The organism is Flavobacterium sp. ST-158, assembly GCF_058309975.1.
Map to the genome: position 1 here is coordinate 398,480 of NZ_JBZEEN010000002.1, position 19,404 is coordinate 417,883.

Below are 19,404 nucleotides of genomic sequence, written 5' to 3' on the forward strand. Positions count from 1 at the left end.
TAAAAATATGAAAAAAATAATTATTCTTTTAGCTTGCATTTTGGGGTTTTCCCTCAACTCAAATGCTCAGGGATATAAAAATCCTGTTATTTCCGGTTTTCATCCGGATCCAAGTGTGTGTAGAGTGGGTGATGATTATTATTTGGTAACCAGTAGTTTCGAATATTTTCCAGGTGTTCCGGTCTTTCACAGTAAAGACTTAATTAACTGGACAAAAATTGGACATTGTCTGACGCGTCCTTCCCAACTTAAACTGGACAAATGCAAACCTTCTTCGGGTATTTATGCACCTACAATCCGTTATCATGAGGGGCGTTTTTATATGGTTACGACAAATGTATCCGGTGGCGGAAATTTTTATGTTTCTACAGATAATCCTGCCGGGGAATGGTCGGAACCTATTTTTGTACAACAGGGAGGTATCGATCCTACTTTGTATTTTGAAGATGGTAAATGTTATTTTATGTCTAATGGGGCAGGTATTACTATTTGTGAAATAGATGTAAAGACAGGGAAAAAACTTACCGAAAGCAAAATTGTGTGGGGTGGTACAGGAGGACGCTACCCGGAAGCACCGCATATTTATAAAAAAGATGGATGGTATTATTTGCTCATTTCTGAAGGTGGTACAGAGTATGGACATAAAATGACTATTGCCCGAAGTAAATCTATTTACGGACCTTATGAAGCGAATCCTGCTAATCCGATTCTGACACACATGAATGAAAACGCACAAAGCAATCCGATCCAGGCCACTGGGCATGGCGATTTTGTTCAGGCACATGACGGTTCATGGTGGGTAGTTTTCCTAGGTTTCCGTCCGCAAAGTTTGTTGCATCACCTCTTGGGTCGTGAAACATTTTTAGCTCCGGTAAGGTGGGATGCCAATGCCTGGCCTGTGATTAACGGTAATGGTACAGTGAATATAGATATGAATGTACCTACTTTACCTTTGCAACCTGCAAAACAACAAAATCCTATTACTGATTTTGATGAAACGAAGTTAGGTGTTGATTGGAACTATCTTCGAAACCCATTTATGAACAATTATTCGCTAACGGAAAAGAAAGGTTCTTTACGATTGAAAGCCAGTCCTGTTTCTTTGAGTGATAATGATTCGCCTACTTTTGTAGGAAGAAGACAAGAACATATCAATTTTTCGACCACCACTATGTTGTCATTAAATGATGCCACGGAAAGTGACGAAGCGGGAATGACCATTTTCTATACCAGTCAGGCGCATTATGACATCTTTTTAAAACAGGCAGAAAAAGGCAGACAAAAACTGGTAGTCAATTACCATATGGGAAATTTAAATCACATCGCTAAAGAAATTGAAATTTCCAGTGATAAAATGTATTTAAAAGTGGTAGGTGATAAAGATTTTTATTCTTTTTATTATTCAACAGATGGTAAGCAATTTAATTTTTTAAACAAGATAAATGTCTGGTTTTTGAGTCCTGAGACCAATGGAGGTTTTACAGGAACTTATATAGGATTATATGCAGCCTCCCAAAGTAAAAATACAAAAGCCTATGCCGATTTTGACCAGTTTGTTTATAAATCTGGTAATTTAGAGTAGTCCTAATAAGTAGCAAGTATAAAGTCAAAAAATATGAGTAGTACAGTTTATTTAATAGCTACAAAAAGACTATTGTCACTATTATCAAGGTTTATACTTTAAAACTTGCAGCTTTAAGGAAAAAACTATCAACAAATAACCACCCACAAAAAAACATAATGACCACAAAACAATTTTTAATTTGCATACTATTTTTATCTATTACCTCTATATCTGCGCAACAGCACGACTGGGAAAACGAGCAGGTGATAGGTATTAACAAGGAAGCAGCACATTCAGTTTACATACCTTATGCTACTATTAATCAGGCACTGACTGGTTATGCTATTGAATCACCATATTATCTCTCATTAAACGGAAAATGGAAATTTAACTGGGTAAAATCGCCTGAAATGCGACCAATAGATTTTTATAAAAATGATTTTGATACTAATTATTGGGACAATATTGAAGTACCGTCTAACTGGCAAATGAAAGGCTACGGCAAACCCATTTATACCAACATAACCTATCCTTTTGCTAAAAATCCACCTTATATCATGGGATCAGGATACGCTGGTTGGACCAATAGTGAAATGCCAAATCCGGTAGGATCCTATAAACGCAATTTTGTAATTCCTGATAATTGGAAGGATCGCCAGATTTTTCTAAATTTTGCTGGAGTACAATCAGCAATGTATGTTTGGGTAAATGGTAAAAAAGTAGGCTATAGTCAGGAAGGAATGACTCCTGCCGAATTTGACATCTCTCCTTACATCCAAAAAGGGAATAATACATTGGCAGTTGAGGTCTATCAATGGAGTGATGGCAGTTATCTGGAAGATCAGGATTTCTGGCGTTTGGCTGGTATTTTCAGGGATGTAGCTTTGTATGCGACACCAAAATTTCAAATCAGCGATTTTTTTGTAAAATCCGATTTGAATCCTGATTTTACTTCGGCATCACTTAATACAGTTCTTTCTTTTGCAAATAAAGGATACAAAGGAGCTGTTTCTGTAGAAGGTTATTTATTGAAAGACGGTCACCATTACCAAGGTGAAAAACCCATTTTCGTAAAACAACTTACTGCTTCCGAAGTTAGTAAAAAAACATCTGAACTGTCTATCAATACTAAAGTGGATCATCCCGCTTTATGGTCGGCAGAAACACCTAATTTATATCAGAGCGTATTTGTTTTGAAAAACGCTTCGGGCGAAATTCTCGAAGTACTTGCCACGCCATTTGGTTTTCGCAAAATTGAGATCAAGGATTCACAGCTTTGGGTAAACGGCAAAAGTGTGTTGCTCAAAGGAGTCAACCGTCATGACCTTGACCCAGTAAACGGACGTACTGTTTCCTATGAAATGATGGAAAAGGATGTAAAGCTATTCAAACAATTTAATATCAATACCGTTCGTACCAGTCATTACCCGAATCATCCTGATTTTTACAAATTATGTGATCGCTACGGCATTTATATGATAAGTGAAGCCGATTTGGAGTCACATGGTATGGGCTTTGGAAAAGAAGGACTCGGTCATGATGTTCGTTGGGAGAAAGCACACGTTAGCAGGAATGTTTCAATGGTCGAAGCTTTCAAAAATCATCCGGCCATCATCATTTGGTCACTCGGAAATGAAGCCGGGCAAGGTGTTAACTTTGAAGCCTGTCGTAAGGCAGTTCTTAATTTAGATAAAACACGTCCCATTCATTATCAGGGTTACTATGAAGTAGCCGATATCGAATCGAATATGTACCCAAGTGTAGAATATATTGATGAAATTGGTAGCCGAAACGACCCAAAACCCTTTTTAATGTGCGAATATGCACACGCGATGGGAAATGCCGTGGGAAACCTGCAGGAATATTGGGATGTAATTGAAAAACACAAACGTCTTATTGGTGGTTGCATCTGGGATTGGGTAGATCAGGGATTGCAAAAAGAAATACCAGGAAAACCCGGAGAATATTTTTATGCTTATGGAGGCGATTTTGGAGATCGTCCTACCGATTGGAATTTCTGTGCCAACGGATTAACTACACCCGATCGTGCCATTACACCTAAATTAGAAGAAGTAAAAAAAGTGTATCAGTACATTGCTATTACACCTCAGGATATACTGAATGGAAGAGTCAACATTAAAAATAAATACCAATTTATCAATCTGGAACAGTTTGATCTGGTTTGGGAATTGAGTTGTGATGGTAGCGTGATTGAAGCGGGAATGATGAATCCACTTAATCTTGAGCCAGGAAAAGCTACAGAAGTAAGCATTCCGTTTGCTAAACCGCAATTAAAAGCGGGTGGTGACTATTTTCTGAAAGTAATTTTCAAACTGCATACGGATGAAAAATGGGCGTCAATTGGTCACGTTGTGGCTTGGGAACAAATGGCTGTACCATTTAAAGTACCTGCCGTTGTACCTGTTCATCCGCAAACTTTATCTTCACTTACTTATAGTGAATATCAGGATTGGATCCAAGTTTCAGGAAAAGCATTTAACTTAAAGTTCAATAAAAAAGTAGGTACAATTACCGATTTGGATTATTTTGGTACAGCTGTTTTACAAACCAATCCGGAAGCTATAAATGGCGTTCGTGTGGAAACAAGAACAATTTATACAGACACTACAAATAATGCTCGTGTGGCTGGACCTATGCTGAATGTGTTCCGTGCGCAGGTGGATAATGATTACTTTTTTGGTGGTGGTTATGGGCCTAAATGGCGAGAAGCGGCTTTATACAGTATGAAACCGACAGTAAAAAATATTTCGGTAAAAAAAGAAGGAGATGCCCTTGTAATTGAGGTAACTCTTAATTCGAAATCGCCCAAAGGTTATGCCGTTGGGCAACATAGCATCTGGAAAATTTATGGAAACGGCTTTATCGATGTTACTACTGATTTTGACCCTGATAAACTGGATTATCCATTACCTAAACTCGGATTCCTGTTACAAATGCCAGAAGGTTTTGAAGACGTGACTTTCTATGGAGCAGGGCCACACGAAAACTATCGCGATAGATTACGTTCGGCAGCTATTGGTCGTTATGAAACCACTGTTGACGCTATGTTTGAACCCTATTTGCGTACGCAGGATTGCGGTAATCGTTCCGATGTGAATTGGTTTGCCGTCAGTAATCATGAAGGTGTGGGAATGATGGTTGTGGCTGACAGCAAGATGAATTTTAGTGCGTTGCATTACACGCCGTTTGATTTAGAAAAAGCAAACCATCCTTATGAACTAAGCCGTAGAAAGCAGACAATATTGACAGTCGATTGGCAACACAACGGCTTAGGCGGTGGTAGTTGCGGTCCGGGTCCAATGGATAAATATTTGCTGAAAACCGAAAAAGCTACGTTCAAGTTTTCTATTCGTCCTTATGTTGGTAATATCGGAGATATGGGCGATGTAGCCAAAATGAAGCTGGGGAATTAGTGACCAACTAAAAATACATCGGTTCATTTCAAATAATAGAACTTCCATAAGAAAGTACCGTTCAGGATAAATAAAAACAACTTTGATACAGTAGTATTAGAGTTGTTTTTTTTTGAAGTTATCAATTCTATTTCAACAGCGGTCTAATTTGTTTTACATTAAAATAATTGTATAAGCATAAACTATTAAATACAGACAACTGTATTTTTAAGTAAAATAATACAATTACTGCCCTGTTTTGATACAAAAGCATCCATTGTGAGATGGTTTTTCCTGTTAAGTTTGTTTAGTAAGGAACTATATAACCAATTTTAAATTATGAGAAAAACAAATAATAACTCCTATGTAATTAAAATTATATTTGTCTTTCTATTGTTTTCAACTGCTTTTTATGCTCAAAATTATGAGCAAAACTGGGAAAAAGTAATCTATTATGAGGGTAATGGCAGAATTAAATCAGCAAATACTATAGTTTCTAAAATTTACAAAAAAGCAGTTGCAGAAAAAAATGAAGTCCAAATCATCAAGTGTTTTTTTTATAAATCGAAATACCTTCAAGTTTTAGAAGAAAACGCCCAATCGACCATTATTAGCAATCTGCAAAAAGAAATACAACATGCTTCGATTCCATCAAATGCATTGTTGAATTTAATTTATGCAAAATGTTTGAATGACTTTTATATTCGAAATTATTACCTTCGACAAAGCATAAATTCTACTGATAATCCAGACTGCAATTTTCTAACTTGGTCAAATGCTGAATTTCAGAATCAAATAGAGTTGGCTTACAAAAAAAGTAGAGCTAACGAAACTGTTTTAAAAAATACTCCCTTAACAAAATACGAAGCCATTTTTGATTTTTTTACTTTAGAAAAATTCCAAAATGAAAATTTATTCGATTATTTACTAAAAGAAAACATAGCTTTTTATAAATCAAAAATTAATACTTATCAATTTGATTTTAAAAGTTTTAAAGAATATAAAAATATTTTTTTAGGTAAAACGACAGATTTTACAAAACTGAATCTTGATTTTATCGAAGACAAAAACCTTAAAAAAGTACTTGGTTTTCAGCAAAAATTAGAACTTGATGCTCCTGCAATTGAAAATCAATTAGAGCGTATTCAATTTTGTAATGAATACCTTGTCAAATCTGATAATGATTTATTAAATGCTTTAATTGCCTTAGAAAAAGAAGCAAAAGAAGCAACCGAACTGCAAAAAATCCAATTAGAAAAAGCTATTATTTACATAAAACTGGCTTCAAAAAACATTCATCCTGATTATAACATAAAAGCTATTGCCGAATTAGAGCGTGTTTTGACTTTAAATAATAATTCAAATGCCTATAAACAGGCGCTTCAAAAAAAAGAAATCTTACTTACAAAAAGCACTAATGTTGAGTTTCAAAAATACCTTTACCACAAAGAAAATTCACGTGCTTTTATACGATATAAAAATACAAATAATGTAACTATTTCGTTTTTTAAAATTAGTCATACTAAAATAACAGAACTGGAAAACTCAAAAAATCCGGACAGTATAGCTTTAAAAATAATTGAAAATAAAAAAAACATTGTAACTAAAAATTATGAACTTGTTGATAAGAAAGATTACTTTGAATACACCACCGAAGTCCTTTTACCCCAGCTGGAAACAGGCAGTTATTTGGTTTATTTTGAAAGTGAAACTGATAGTAAAGATAAAAAGGGTTTTGGCTACGAAACCCTAACGGTATCTAATATTTCGGTATTGGTAAATAAAAAAGAGGATTCTGAATTTTACACGGTTCTTGATAGAAAAACAGGTAAGCCGATGGAGAATGTGGTTTTAAATTCCAAATATTTTAACTTAAAAACCAATGCTCAGGGAGTGGCAATATTCAAAGAGAAAGACAGTATCAAAAATTACAATAATTATTGTCCTATTGTACTGACAACGAAGAATGATACTATTTTAATTAGTGAAAAACATCTCTATGGTATGTCAATTTATGATAAAAACGATATAGATTTCAAAGGCAAAGTAGAATTTTATTTAGACCGGGCCATTTATCGTCCCGGACAAACAGTTTATTACAAGGGGATTGCCATTCAAAAAAAGAATAACCAATCGAGTATTGTTCCAAATGTGTTAATGAAAATTATAGTAAGGAATCCAAATTCCGGAATTTTAAAAGAATTTGAAACTACTACCAATGAATTTGGTTCATTTTCAGGAGAATTTGTTTTGCCTACAAGCGGATTAACAGGAAATTTTTATATCTCAGCAGAAGAACCTGAAGATGTAGAAAATGACACCTCTTATGATAAAAAAGAAGACGAGCATCCGTTTTGGGATAAGGTGGATTTTGAAAACTCGACGATTAATTTTAAAGTCGAAGAGTACAAACGCCCAAAGTTTGAAGTCACTTTTGAACCTAAAAAAGAAACCTTTCAAGTCAATCAAAATGTAGCAGTAAAAGGTATTGCCAAAGCGTTTTCCGGCAGTTCAATTTCTGATGCCAAAGTAAGTTATACTATAAGCCGTTTTACTAATTATTATGGTAATTATTATAACAACGAACCAACTGAAATATTAGCGACTGGCGAGACAAAAACTGATGCTTCAGGAAAATTTGTGATAGATTTTATTGCACAACCATCAAAAAACAGCAACAAAGAACAGCTTCCCGTTTTTAATTATCGAATTGAAACATCGGTTACAGATAGTAATGGCGAAACACATACTGCGCAAACAATAATAAAAGTAGGCTACCACGACTTAATTTTGAAAACTTCAATTCCAAACAGGATAGAAACTAAAAATAAGAACGAAATTACCTTAAACAGTACAAATTTGAATGGTGAATTTAAAAGGATTATAGGTGAGTTGAAGTTGTATTTTGTAAATCCTTTAAGGGATAAATTCAAATATAGAGTTTTTCAACAACCTGAAATCAATACTATTACTGATGCCGATTTTGAAAAATTATTTCCATATGAAGTTAACGATTTTGAAGCTTTGAAAAAGCCAACAGAAATCCTGTTATTTTCTAAAAAGATTGATACTGAAAAAGACAAAAAGCTTGTACTCGATTTTATTTCTAATTATCAATCAGGAAATTATAAAATAGTATTTACATCCAAAGATAGTTTTGATAACCTCATTGAAACTGCTTCTGTTTTTGAAATTATACAAAGCAAAAATAAATTCAATCCCAATTTATTATTCACAATTGAACAAATGAATCAAGACCCTAAAAAAGATGGTTTTGTAGACATACAAATACGTTCAGTGATAGATACTTTGTATATTCATAGTATTGCTAATTATAAAAACAGTACTTTTTTTGAAGGAAATAGTGTTTTAGAAAATCATCAAGCCGTAATAAGGATTCCTGTAGAAAAAGATTTCGAAAAATCACTGCAAATAGGTTTTGAAAGTGTTTTTGAAAATCAAACTTTCATTAACCAATTAGAGGTAGTTTTAAAAACAGACGAACCTAAAATGGCATTTGAGCTAACAAGTTTTAGAAATAAAATCGAACCTGGAAGCAGCGAAAACTGGTCGTTTCAACTAAAAGCAACCAACACCCAAAAGGAAGCCGAAATTTTGGCATCGATGTACGACAGTTCTTTAGATCAATTTACCCAAAAAGACTGGGTTATTCCGCATTTTAGTGAATATAATAATAATTATGTTCATTTCCCAATAAGTTTAGGATTTGAGAAAATCGATGTAGATATGGAAGATCTTAACTTAGCAAGAACCCCATTAAAATTTCAAAATGAAGCAACGCAACTAATATGGTTTGGATTCAATTTTAATGAAGTAAAGCCAAAATTCAATAGCATTGAATATAAAAAACAACTTAATAAAAAAGCTAAAAAACCTAAAAATGCAGATACAGTTTATGGTTTTGTGTTAGGTTCTAAATCCGAAAGATTACCAGGAGTTTCAATACAAGTAAAAGGTAGTACTACAAGAAGTATCATTACAGATTTTGATGGTTATTATGAAATTGATGTTGCTAAAAATGAAAAATTAATCTTTACGAGTATTGGATATGAAAATCAAACAGTAACTGTAGGTGATGATAAAAATATAGATGTTGTTTTAGAGGAAGGAGAATCTGCTTTAAATACTTTAAATGAAGTAGTAGTCATCGGTTACGGCAGTGTAAGAAGAAAAGATGTAGCAGGTTCTATTTCGTCAATTAGCGGAGATGAACTTCGCCAAACACAAGCCGTATCTATTGAAGAAGCATTGCAAGGAAAAGTGCCTGGTATTCAAATAAGAGGGAATTCCACTATTTCGGGGAATTCCACTCCATTATACGTTGTAGATGGAGAAATTGTTTATGGTGATGTTCTTAAAAATCTAAATCCTTCAGACATTCTTTCAATAGATATTTTAAAAGACTCACAAGCCAAAGCTCTTTATGGAAGTAAAGGAGAAAACGGGGTAGTTGTGATCACTACCAAAAAAGCAGTGGATGCATTAACACAGCTAAAAGCCAGAAAAAATCTTTCGGAAACAGCGTTTTTCTTTCCTCATTTAAGAACAGATAAAAAAGGTAAAATCAGTTTTAATTTTACTTCTCCCGAAGCCTTGACAGCTTGGAAACTACGACTATTGGCACACAATAAAGAAGCGGTTTCGGGGTATTTAGAAAAAAGTGTTGTCACCCAAAAAGAGTTGATGGTCGTGCCTAATTTTCCTCGTTTCTTTAGGGAAAAAGATTCGATTGTCATAACAGCAAAAGTGGCAAATATGACTAACGAAACTAAAACGGGATTGGCAATTTTACAGTTTTTTGATGCTTCAAATATGGAAAATCGGAACTTAAAAATGCAAAATCTAAAACCAACACAAAATTTCGGTATCCCTCCGCACGGAAATACTACAGTTAGTTGGAAAATCTACATTCCCGAAGGATTGCAAGGACTCCAGTATAAAATATTGGCAAAAGCGGGCAACTTTTCGGATGGCGAGGAAAATATCGTACCTGTTTTGACCAATTCGATGTTGGTTACGGAAAGCATTCCTGTTTGGGTTCGGGAAAATTCTAAGAAAGAATACACTTTTGAAAACTTAAAAAACAAAAATTCAACCACTTTACGAAACCATCAATTTACCCTCGAATATACCTCAAATCCTACTTGGTTAGCTATTCAATCTTTGCCTTATTTGATGGAATACGAACACGAATGTGCCGAACAAACTTTTGCCCGTTTTTATGCGAATGCTTTGGCTAATGAAATTATTTCGAGCAATCCAAAAATCGCAAGCTTGTTTGAAACATGGAGAAAAAATGGAAAATTAAATTCAAAACTAGAAGAAAACGAAGAACTAAAATCGATGATTCTTTCCGAAACACCTTGGCTGAACGATGCTCAAAGCGAAGACGAAAAAAAGAAAAATATAGCTCTTTTATTCGATTTGGAGAAAATGAAAACCTCGCAAGAAGCTACTTTTAATAAATTAATACAAAAACAAAAATCGTCCGGAGGATTTGCCTGGTTTGATGGTGGTAACGAAAGTGAGTACATTACCCGACATATTTTAGCAGGTTTGGGACATCTTTCTCATTTAAGTAAAAACGAAAAAAACGTTAACAAAATCAAAGAAATTACTCAAAAAGGTATTCCGTTTTTGGACAGAAAGTTTTTAGAGTACCACAAAGCAAGAATCCAAAACCTAAAAACAACCGACAAATTGATTTGGTTTAATCCCTATTCTGATTTACATTATTTATATACCAGAAGTTTTTATTTAGACAATTACCCGCTTTCAGACACTTTGAAAAAAGCGACTAAATTGTATCTTGAAGTGGCTAAAAAAGACTGGCTCACCTATTCATTATACGAAAAAGGATTGGCAGCTTTAGCTTTAAATCGCTTTGGAGAAAATGAAGCAGCGAAAAAAATTATCGAAAGTCTAAAAGAAACCGCATCTAACAACAAAAATTGGGGAATGTATTGGATTGCTAACAAGGCAGGCTGGTATTGGTATCAAGCACCTATTGAAACTCAAGCTTTGTTAATTGAGGCTTTCGCCGAAGTGACAAATGACACCCAATCAGTCGATGCGATGAAAGTTTGGTTATTGAAAAATAAACAAACTAAAAACTGGCCTACCACAAAATCGACCACCGAAGCCGTCTATGCTCTGTTGATGCAAGGCACTGACTGGTTGAGTGTTAAAGATAATACTGTTATTAAAATTGGTGATGAAAAAATCCTGACCAAGAAAATATCTGAAAACGAGAAAGAAGCCGAAACGGGCTATGTAAAACTCAACTGGAAAGCTGACGAAATTAATAAAGAAATGGCATCGATTGTTATCGAAAACAAATCAAAAGTGCCCGGTTTTGGAGGGATTTATTGGCAATATTTTGAAGATTTAGATAAAATTAAAAACAATGCCGACGGTAATTTATCAGTTTCAAAAGAATTGTATCTAAAGAAAAGTACGCTCCAAGGTAATGTATTAGAAAAATTAAAGGCTAACAAAAGTTTGAATATTGGCGATTTAGTTACCATAAGATTGATTATTACTGCCAAAGATGATATGGAATTTGTGCATTTGAAAGATATGCGGCCTTCCTGTTTTGAACCTGTAGATGTACTCTCTAATTACCAATGCCAATCAGGTTTAAGTTTTTATAAAAGTACCAAAGACGCCGCCACGCATTTCTTTTTTGACTATATCAACAAAGGAACCTACGTTTTAGAATATGACATTCGAGTGAATAATTTGGGCGATTTCTCTAACGGAATTACCACCATCGAGAGTATGTATGCTCCTGAATTTTCTAGTCATACCAAAGGAATTAGAGTGAAGGTTGGAGAGTAGATTAAGATCACATATTAGATTAAGATAAAAAAATATAATTTAGATTAATTATGAAGAAAAAAGTGTTATCCATTGCAATTCTTGTTATTACTAGTTGTTCTTCTGTAAAAAAGACAGTTAATCCTGAAAACAAAAAAGGTTCTGTTAATACAACTAGCCACTTAGCTGAAATTATAAATTTTGCGGGAGTTCCTGCAACAAGTGATTCCTATTTTAATAATGCCTCAAGTGCAATCAAATATAAAAACACGATTTTATTTACAGATACTGGTAACAATCTTATCAGACAGATTAAAGACAATGTAATTACAACTTATGTTGGTAATGGAAACAAAGAAAATGTAAACGGGAGATACACCAAAGCCTCATTAAATAATCCTGAAAACATAATGATGGACCGTAAAAAAAACATTTACGTTTCGGTAAATTACAATCAAATTCAAAAAATTGATAGTTTAGGAAATGTTACTCATTTTGCAGGGAAATTTTTTCCAGGATGGATTGAAGGTGGAGTAGATGGAGAAAGAGAAGTGGCTTCCTTTAAATTTATTTCCAGTTTAGTAAGAGGTCGAAAAGAGGTAATATATGTAGCTGATGGAAATAAAATCAGGAAGATAAGTGCTGATGGAAATGTAACAACTATTACAGGAAGTAATCAAAGTGGTGATAAAATAGGAAAAGCTGAGGAAGCCCTTTTTTATCAAATATCGGATATCGCTTTAAATGAGCAACAAGACATTTATATTGTAGATCAGGTTAATAAAAAAATTAAAAAATTGAGTGACGGATTAGTAAGTACTTTTGTCCCTGGAAGTATTATTAATTGGCCTACATCAATTGCTGTAAACAGTAAAGGTCAAGTGTTTGTTTTTGATGATTCCGCCAAAATATTATATACGTTTGATCCAAATGGAAAATTAATAAACACTTTAAATAAAACTATCTTGGCTTCGCAAAAATATTCATTTCAGCTAAAAATGACTGTTGATGATGACGATAATATAATACTTCCTTCAGTAGATTTTATAAATATAATTAGCCCTGATTTTCAAATAACGCAAATAGGCGAAAAAAATGGAAGTTGCAGAAATGGAAGTATTGATAAAGCCACATTTAATATCCCTTATGATGGTGTTTTTGATACCACAGGTAATCTTTATGTTATAGAAAAAGGAAACAGGGACATTCGAAAGATTTCAAAAGAAGGTTTTGTAAGTACTTTTTCCGGAAATGGAGAATATGGAGACAAAACAGGCTCAGCACAAAATACCAGTTTTATTAATACGGCAGCTATAGCTATGGATAGCTTTGGAAATCTCTATGTCATTGATGGAGATTGGAAAGATGTACGTATCAAAAAAATTGATACCAATGGCGAATCTTCCATTTTTTTAGATCCAAAAAAAGAAAATTTAGAAAATGAAAGATGGAATGATTTGGTATTTGACTCGGAAAATAATTTGTATGTTTCTGATAATGTAAAGAATGAGATTTACAAATTCGATTCTTTAGGAAATAGAATTCCATTTGATTTAGGGATAAAACTTAATGCTCCAGCTGGTCTTGCTATTGATAAAAATGACAATTTATTTATTTGTGACTCTAACAATAATAGAATTGTAAAGGTATCAAGAAGTAAAAAAACAACTGTCGTTGTACCTAATGGTATTCGTTTAGATGAACCGGAGAATATTACTATCGATAATTCAGGAAATCTTTACGTTACAGATAAAAACAGAACCCGGATTGTTAAAATAGATTCAAATTTAAAATCAGAAATTTTTCTTGCAGAATCCACATTAGGAAAAAACAAGACGCATAATTTCAGCGAATATACCAATACTTTGAAAATAGAATCGTTTGGTGAAGCTATTTATGTTTTTGATAAATATGATAACCAGATTTTTAAATTGAAATAGAGGTATTGATAACTCCTGTTAGCCTAAGTTTTGATTGATTACTGTATGAAAAAAGAAGGCTTGGTTTACTAGTACAAGGACATTTATTAAATAATAATGATAAAAATTTTTATCAAATATATAATTCACTCTTTATGGGCTTATGCCTGTAAAAGAGCGATAAGAAGAGGTGATCCTGATTATTCTAAATTAGTATTTAATTTTGAAATCTGTACCCAGCAATGGAAAGAACCGGGACCACCCATGCGCGTTATCCTGAGACAAGCAGAAGAAGGAGAAGAAGAAGATTTGACCGATGCCGAGCTTCTGGCCATCAGCCAGCAACAAGAACATTTTATCACGCTGTATCCTAATCCTTTTACCAGCAGTGTGTCTATTGCTTATGCGCTGGAGACCGATGCTCAGGTAAGTGTAACCGTGTATGACCTTATGGGCAACCCAATACCCGCAACACTTGAACCCGGGTGCTATGCAAACCGCCGGCGAACACCACTACAGTCTGGATGGAACAAACCTGAAACCGGGCATGTACATTGTGCAGATAACGGTAAATAACCAAGTGTATTCCCGAATAGTAATTAAACAATAAAAAAGATGCAAAAAATGATAAAAAGGTATCTTTGTATTGTAGTAATACTAAGTACTATGATGGGGTATGGGCAAAATAAAATTGTTGGGAAACAGTCCTCGGTTGATGGTAATAATTGGGTTAATATTGAAATTAGTGTTAAAAATACAAGAGATATTGTAAAACCAATATCTTTCCTGCAAACAATACCAGTAATGCTATACACTCCACCCCCAATTACGGCGCCGACGATCAACATACAGCAAATACTCAGTAACCCCTCATCATCCGAGGAAGATATAGCAAAGGCACACGAGGCTTTGACTATTCAACAAATACAAGAAGCACATGCCGCAGCTGCAATGGCACAGTTACAAACGCTGTTTGCGTGGTTAGCCGCTCAGGCTGAAATTCTAGAACAGACTATAGCTATAGCACAGGCTCAAGCATTGATAGGATCTTTGCAACAATTGTCACAAACAGTAGAAAATGGAGGAACGTTAAATGTATCTACACTTATTAATACCACCACAACCATTATCCCAACCTGGTACATGGACAACGATGGTGATGGCTGGAATTTAAAAAATGTGAGTCAAACAAGAGAAACCTGCCCGGGTCCCGGATGGACAAGCAGCACAAAAGGAGAAGACTGTGATGATAATGATCCCCGCTGGGGTTATGAATGCGGCCTGGTAAGAGGCTGGTTTCTGGACAACGATACTGATGGTTATTTTGCAGCTGTGCAAATGTCCTCCACGATGCCTACTGCGCCAGGAAACTGGACTGATGTTATAACTTATGGGCCTGATTGTGATGATACTAATCCTGCCATAGGGATGAATTGCGGTGCAGTAGTTAAATGGTATGTGGATATAGATGGCGATAAGTGGTACGATAAAGATGCTCCGACAAGAGAATCCCAATACAACCCCGGAGGATTTTTTATAAGAGACCCGTTAGGCCCGGATTGCGATGATACTAATCCTTATTTTACCATAAATTGCTATACTATTGGTGGCAGTACTCAGCAACAAGGAAGCGCATATATTCCGCAAGCAAATGATAAATTTGCAAAACCGAATATTCCGACAACAATGACTAAACAAATACTAAACACTTGTACCACATCCGGAATGGAATATTTAGCTAAGATTTTTGGAAAGAACACTTCAAGAGCAATATTTGAACAATACTATTACAATCAATTTGGAATTAACCTTATGTTTGTAGGTGTAGATTATAGTAAAATGACAATTTTTGCAAGTAATTTTTTTGAAACTACTGGTTTTGTTGGGATTACTCAAGCGATAGATGCAGGGTATTTTTTAATGACCAATCTTGATGCGGGTAACAATACTTATCATAACGTAGTTATTGTGGGTTACCATCTTAATGGAGATTATATATATATGGATCCGATTTATGGAAGTTTGAGAGAATCCTCTCCAGCAAATTTTCCAAATAATTATGTAGTAACAATTAAAAAAAATAAATAATGAAAAATATGAAAAATTTAATTATAGTATTTCTATATATAATTTCAAGTTTTGGATGTGCAGCGCAATCTAGTATACCTGCAAATGCCAAAGATATCTTGATTTCAAAAATATGGATTATTGATGGAGTAGAAGATCACACGTATAAAATTATTTTTACCAACACCAAAATGATAACTTACTCTAATGGAATCATTGTTGGCGAAGATGAATATTACTTAGTTGATGATTTAAGTAAATGTGGACCTAACAAATTTATACAAAGTAATGTTGGAAATTCAAATTCAGGAAAGTATTTTGTTGCTAGGGATTTTTGTTTAGAACTTATAAATGTTTCAACTAATAAGCTGGAATTTAAAAACCTCAAGTTAAATTCCAATATGTCTGCTACCCCAGAATAAGCTTGTTTGACTATTGCATTTACTGTACCTCAACTTGGCCAAGTAAAATAGCAACGAGAGCCCGACGTTCTAGGTATGTAGCAAATATCCTGTGTTGGATAGCAGAATTGCATTCTGTGCCCGCAAAGTAGAGCAAACCACAAACCCTTTCAGAGTTAAAAAACTCTGAAAGGGTTTTTTAAAAAAAAGTTGTTGTTTTTTTGCTAAATTTGGTTAGGTTCATTGACAACGACGGCGACGGCTATCATAGCTACACTCAATCAAGAGCTACCTGCCCCTTTGGATGGAGTGTCTCCACAATGGGACTGGATTGCGATGACAATGATTCCAGATGGGGTTATGAATGTGGCTCGGTAAGAGGCTGGTTCCTCGACAACGACACTGATGGTTATTTTGCAATTGTGCAACCAGGCACAAGCAAACCTACTACAGCAGGAAACTGGACGAGTACTATGACCAAAGGTCCTGATTGTGATGATACTAATCCTGCCATAGGGATGAATTGCGGTGCAGTAGTTAAATGGTATGTGGATATAGATGGCGATAAGTGGTACGATAAAGATGTTGCACCAATAGAATCCCAATACAACCCCGGAGGATTTTTTATAAGAGACCCGTTAGGCCCGGATTGCGATGATACAACCAGAAACATAACCAATGATTGCTATCAATTCTTTTTTATAGACAACGATGGCGACGACTATCATAATGCTGGAGTTGTACAAGTAAGAGCCACTTGCCCGGGTCCCGGATGGACAAGCGTTACAAAAGGAGAAGACTGTGATGATAATAAATATGATCCTACTAATAATTGCAGTGGAGCACTCCCTATTATAGGCTGGTTTCTGGACATGGATGGCGATGGCTGGCATGCAACTGCACAGGGATCCACGGTTAGTCCCGGACCGGGATGGACAAGCACTATGACCAAAGGACAAGATTGTAATGATAATTTATATAGTTTGGATAATAGTGTTTGTAGTGTTACACCACCACCCTGTACTAATAAAACAGTTTGTGACAAAGGATCTAGCTGGGTAAATTGTGAGTGCGTGAAGGATTCTTGTGAAGAACTAGCAGTACAAAACAGTAATCCTGATTATAAAGCAAAAGTAGCTGAACTACAAAATCAAACAGGACAAACTGCCGAAAACGGCTACATACAAAGCAGTAAAGCTAGCGGAGGAATTTTTACAAAATTGACTAATAATTCAGTTCATTCTTTAAAAATAACTAATATTTCAAATATCGCAGGATTCATACACGTACACCTAGATAATTTTACAGAAGATAATAATGGCGATGGTATACTTGATGAAATTAAACCTATAAGGATGTTTTCTTCAGAAGATATAAAACAAATGATTGTCTTGACTTATCGTGCACATAGTAACAATATTCCATTTGAAGAATTATATGGAGCGATGATTTCCAGTAAGGGAAATTATACTATGAAGTTTGAAGGAACTACACAAGATGCGATAGATAATGGCACAAATTACAGCGCATTAAACAAAGATAAAATAGAGCGAAAATATTTGCGCTATATGTCAAAAGGAGAAAAAAACAATTTAGAGCTAGGTATTTTACAATTTATGAAAAATGTCCTTCATATAAAAGGTATTACATTATACAAAATTGATGCTAACGGAAAAGCCGTAAAAATAATGCTAGACTCCAATGGTAAAGTTATTACAACTCCTTGTTAATACTAATCTTATAAATATAAAAAAATGACAAAAATAATGGTTTTATTAATTACAATTTGCGGGCTATCAAGTTATGCACAAACAACACTTTCTCTTGAGGAGGCTTTACAATTTCGAAAAGAAGAAATAGCTTTTCCTGAAAGTGTAACTTATGTAAAAGATGTGAATGGCACACTAAATAAATACTTAGGTAGATGGAAAGGAAGTTTTGGAACTACAAATTATGAATTTTTTATAACAAAATATCAAGAAGTAAGTGTTTATAATGATTTATTAAAATTTGATGAACTATCAATTCGTTGTTTAATTACAAATACCAATGGTTTGGTAATAGAAGATACAAGGACAGTCTCTCAAGACGATGTATCTATTATAAGCATTGGTCTTTCAGATAATAATCCTAGTACATATCAAATCTTTTATGTAGGAGAAAACAGTTTTTGTGGAAACAAAGCAGAAATTTATATCTCAATAAATAATATGGATCCTGCAAAAATGAATTTTTATACAATTCCTTCTCATGTTTTGACTTCAGATGAGGAATGTCCAAATGGCTATATAGCACCGATATTTCCAAAAGGTAATCTTTCTTTAGTTAAACAATAAAAGTGTACTTATTTGGTTCGAACATCAGTTATCATTAGACTAGCACAAACGTTATGCTCGTACCACAGAATAACAAACTACCACCCAAAAAAAAGTGGTAGTTTGTTGCTTTTTCGAACAAAAAAGGTCAAAAAAAACTAAAATAATTAAAATCAACAAAATTTAGGATGTGAAATCAATGCCCGCTTATAAATTCAAGAGTGAGCCTAAATTCTTAAAAACATGAAATTATGATAAAAATAAAAATCTTTCCATTGGTATTGTTTGTATTCTTTAGTACTAATGTGAGTCTTAACGCCCAGAATCCAAAACTACTCATTACAGTAGAAAGAGATGCTGATAACAGTGTAACTCTTAATTACACCAAGGAATTACCAGGAACTTATACTGTAGATTTAGAATTTACACAACTCGAAAATTCAGATGCTCCGGTACATCAAAAAATAGTGGTTTCAGGATATAATGGTTCATTATTAAAACTGAAACCTATAAATTCGCAAATGCCTATTTCTTTGGGTTACAAATACACACCTGTTCTTGGAGCAATTAATCCAAAAATTGATAGTTTGGTTACCTACTGTCTTCCTCTTAAATTAAACAAAAAAATCAAAATCATAGAAGCAGTAAATGTGGATGAAAAATATTTTACCAATAAAGAAGTAAAAACATGGAAAATGTATGTTGCAAATTTGCAAACGGCAGATACAGTTTGTTGTATGCGAAAAGGAATAGTTGTGGATATTAAAAGTAACGAGAGTTCAAATACCCTCAATGAAAAAAAATATACTGGACATGCTAACTTAGCCATCACAGAAAGTTAAGAAATAATCTTAATTTTAACCTATGAAACAAGTCCGCAAAATT

At 34.2% G+C, this 19,404-nt stretch carries 11 protein-coding genes; all 11 read left to right on the forward strand.

The genetic code is table 11. The features are described 5' to 3' along the window. Positions 1–7 precede the first annotated feature (7 nt). The gene (locus AC4FRF_RS05970; protein WP_491158577.1) at positions 8–1,582 is read left to right on the forward strand and encodes a glycoside hydrolase family 43 protein; all 1,575 of its coding nucleotides are present in this window, start codon (positions 8–10) and stop codon (positions 1,580–1,582) included. Positions 1,583–1,740: 158 nt separating this feature from the next. Then, positions 1,741–4,998 (forward strand): beta-galactosidase, LacZ type, encoded by a 3,258-nt coding sequence (gene lacZ, locus AC4FRF_RS05975; RefSeq protein WP_491158578.1) that lies wholly within the window; start codon positions 1,741–1,743, stop codon positions 4,996–4,998. 318 nt (positions 4,999–5,316) lie between these two features. Then, positions 5,317–11,838, forward strand: a complete 6,522-nt coding sequence (locus AC4FRF_RS05980) for an alpha-2-macroglobulin family protein (RefSeq protein WP_491158579.1) — start codon at positions 5,317–5,319, stop codon at positions 11,836–11,838. Between the two features lie 50 nt (positions 11,839–11,888). After that, positions 11,889–13,757, forward strand: a complete 1,869-nt coding sequence (locus tag AC4FRF_RS05985) for an NHL domain-containing protein (protein WP_491158580.1) — start codon at positions 11,889–11,891, stop codon at positions 13,755–13,757. Between the two features lie 96 nt (positions 13,758–13,853). After that, entirely contained in the window at positions 13,854–14,312 is a 459-nt protein-coding gene (locus AC4FRF_RS05990) for a T9SS type A sorting domain-containing protein (RefSeq protein ID WP_491158581.1), read from the forward strand. After that, entirely contained in the window at positions 14,284–14,346 is a 63-nt protein-coding gene (locus AC4FRF_RS05995) for a hypothetical protein (protein ID WP_491158591.1), read from the forward strand. The genes AC4FRF_RS05990 and AC4FRF_RS05995 overlap by 29 nt, the downstream gene beginning before the upstream one ends. A gap of 14 nt (positions 14,347–14,360) precedes the next feature. Beyond that, positions 14,361–15,824 (forward strand): C39 family peptidase, encoded by a 1,464-nt coding sequence (locus AC4FRF_RS06000; RefSeq protein ID WP_491158582.1) that lies wholly within the window; start codon positions 14,361–14,363, stop codon positions 15,822–15,824. Beyond that, the gene (locus AC4FRF_RS06005; protein ID WP_491158583.1) at positions 15,824–16,225 is read left to right on the forward strand and encodes a hypothetical protein; all 402 of its coding nucleotides are present in this window, start codon (positions 15,824–15,826) and stop codon (positions 16,223–16,225) included. Before AC4FRF_RS06000 ends, AC4FRF_RS06005 begins: the two co-directional genes overlap by 1 nt. 209 nt (positions 16,226–16,434) lie before the next feature. After that, positions 16,435–17,934: a hypothetical protein gene (locus tag AC4FRF_RS06010; RefSeq protein WP_491158584.1), complete on the forward strand. Its 1,500-nt coding sequence runs from the start codon at positions 16,435–16,437 to the stop codon at positions 17,932–17,934. A 24-nt stretch (positions 17,935–17,958) separates the two neighbouring features. Then, positions 17,959–18,540, forward strand: coding sequence for a hypothetical protein (locus AC4FRF_RS06015; protein ID WP_491158585.1), 582 nt, complete (start codon positions 17,959–17,961; stop codon positions 18,538–18,540). A 230-nt stretch (positions 18,541–18,770) separates the two neighbouring features. After that, entirely contained in the window at positions 18,771–19,361 is a 591-nt protein-coding gene (locus AC4FRF_RS06020) for a hypothetical protein (protein ID WP_491158586.1), read from the forward strand. The last annotated feature ends 43 nt before the right edge of the window (positions 19,362–19,404 follow it).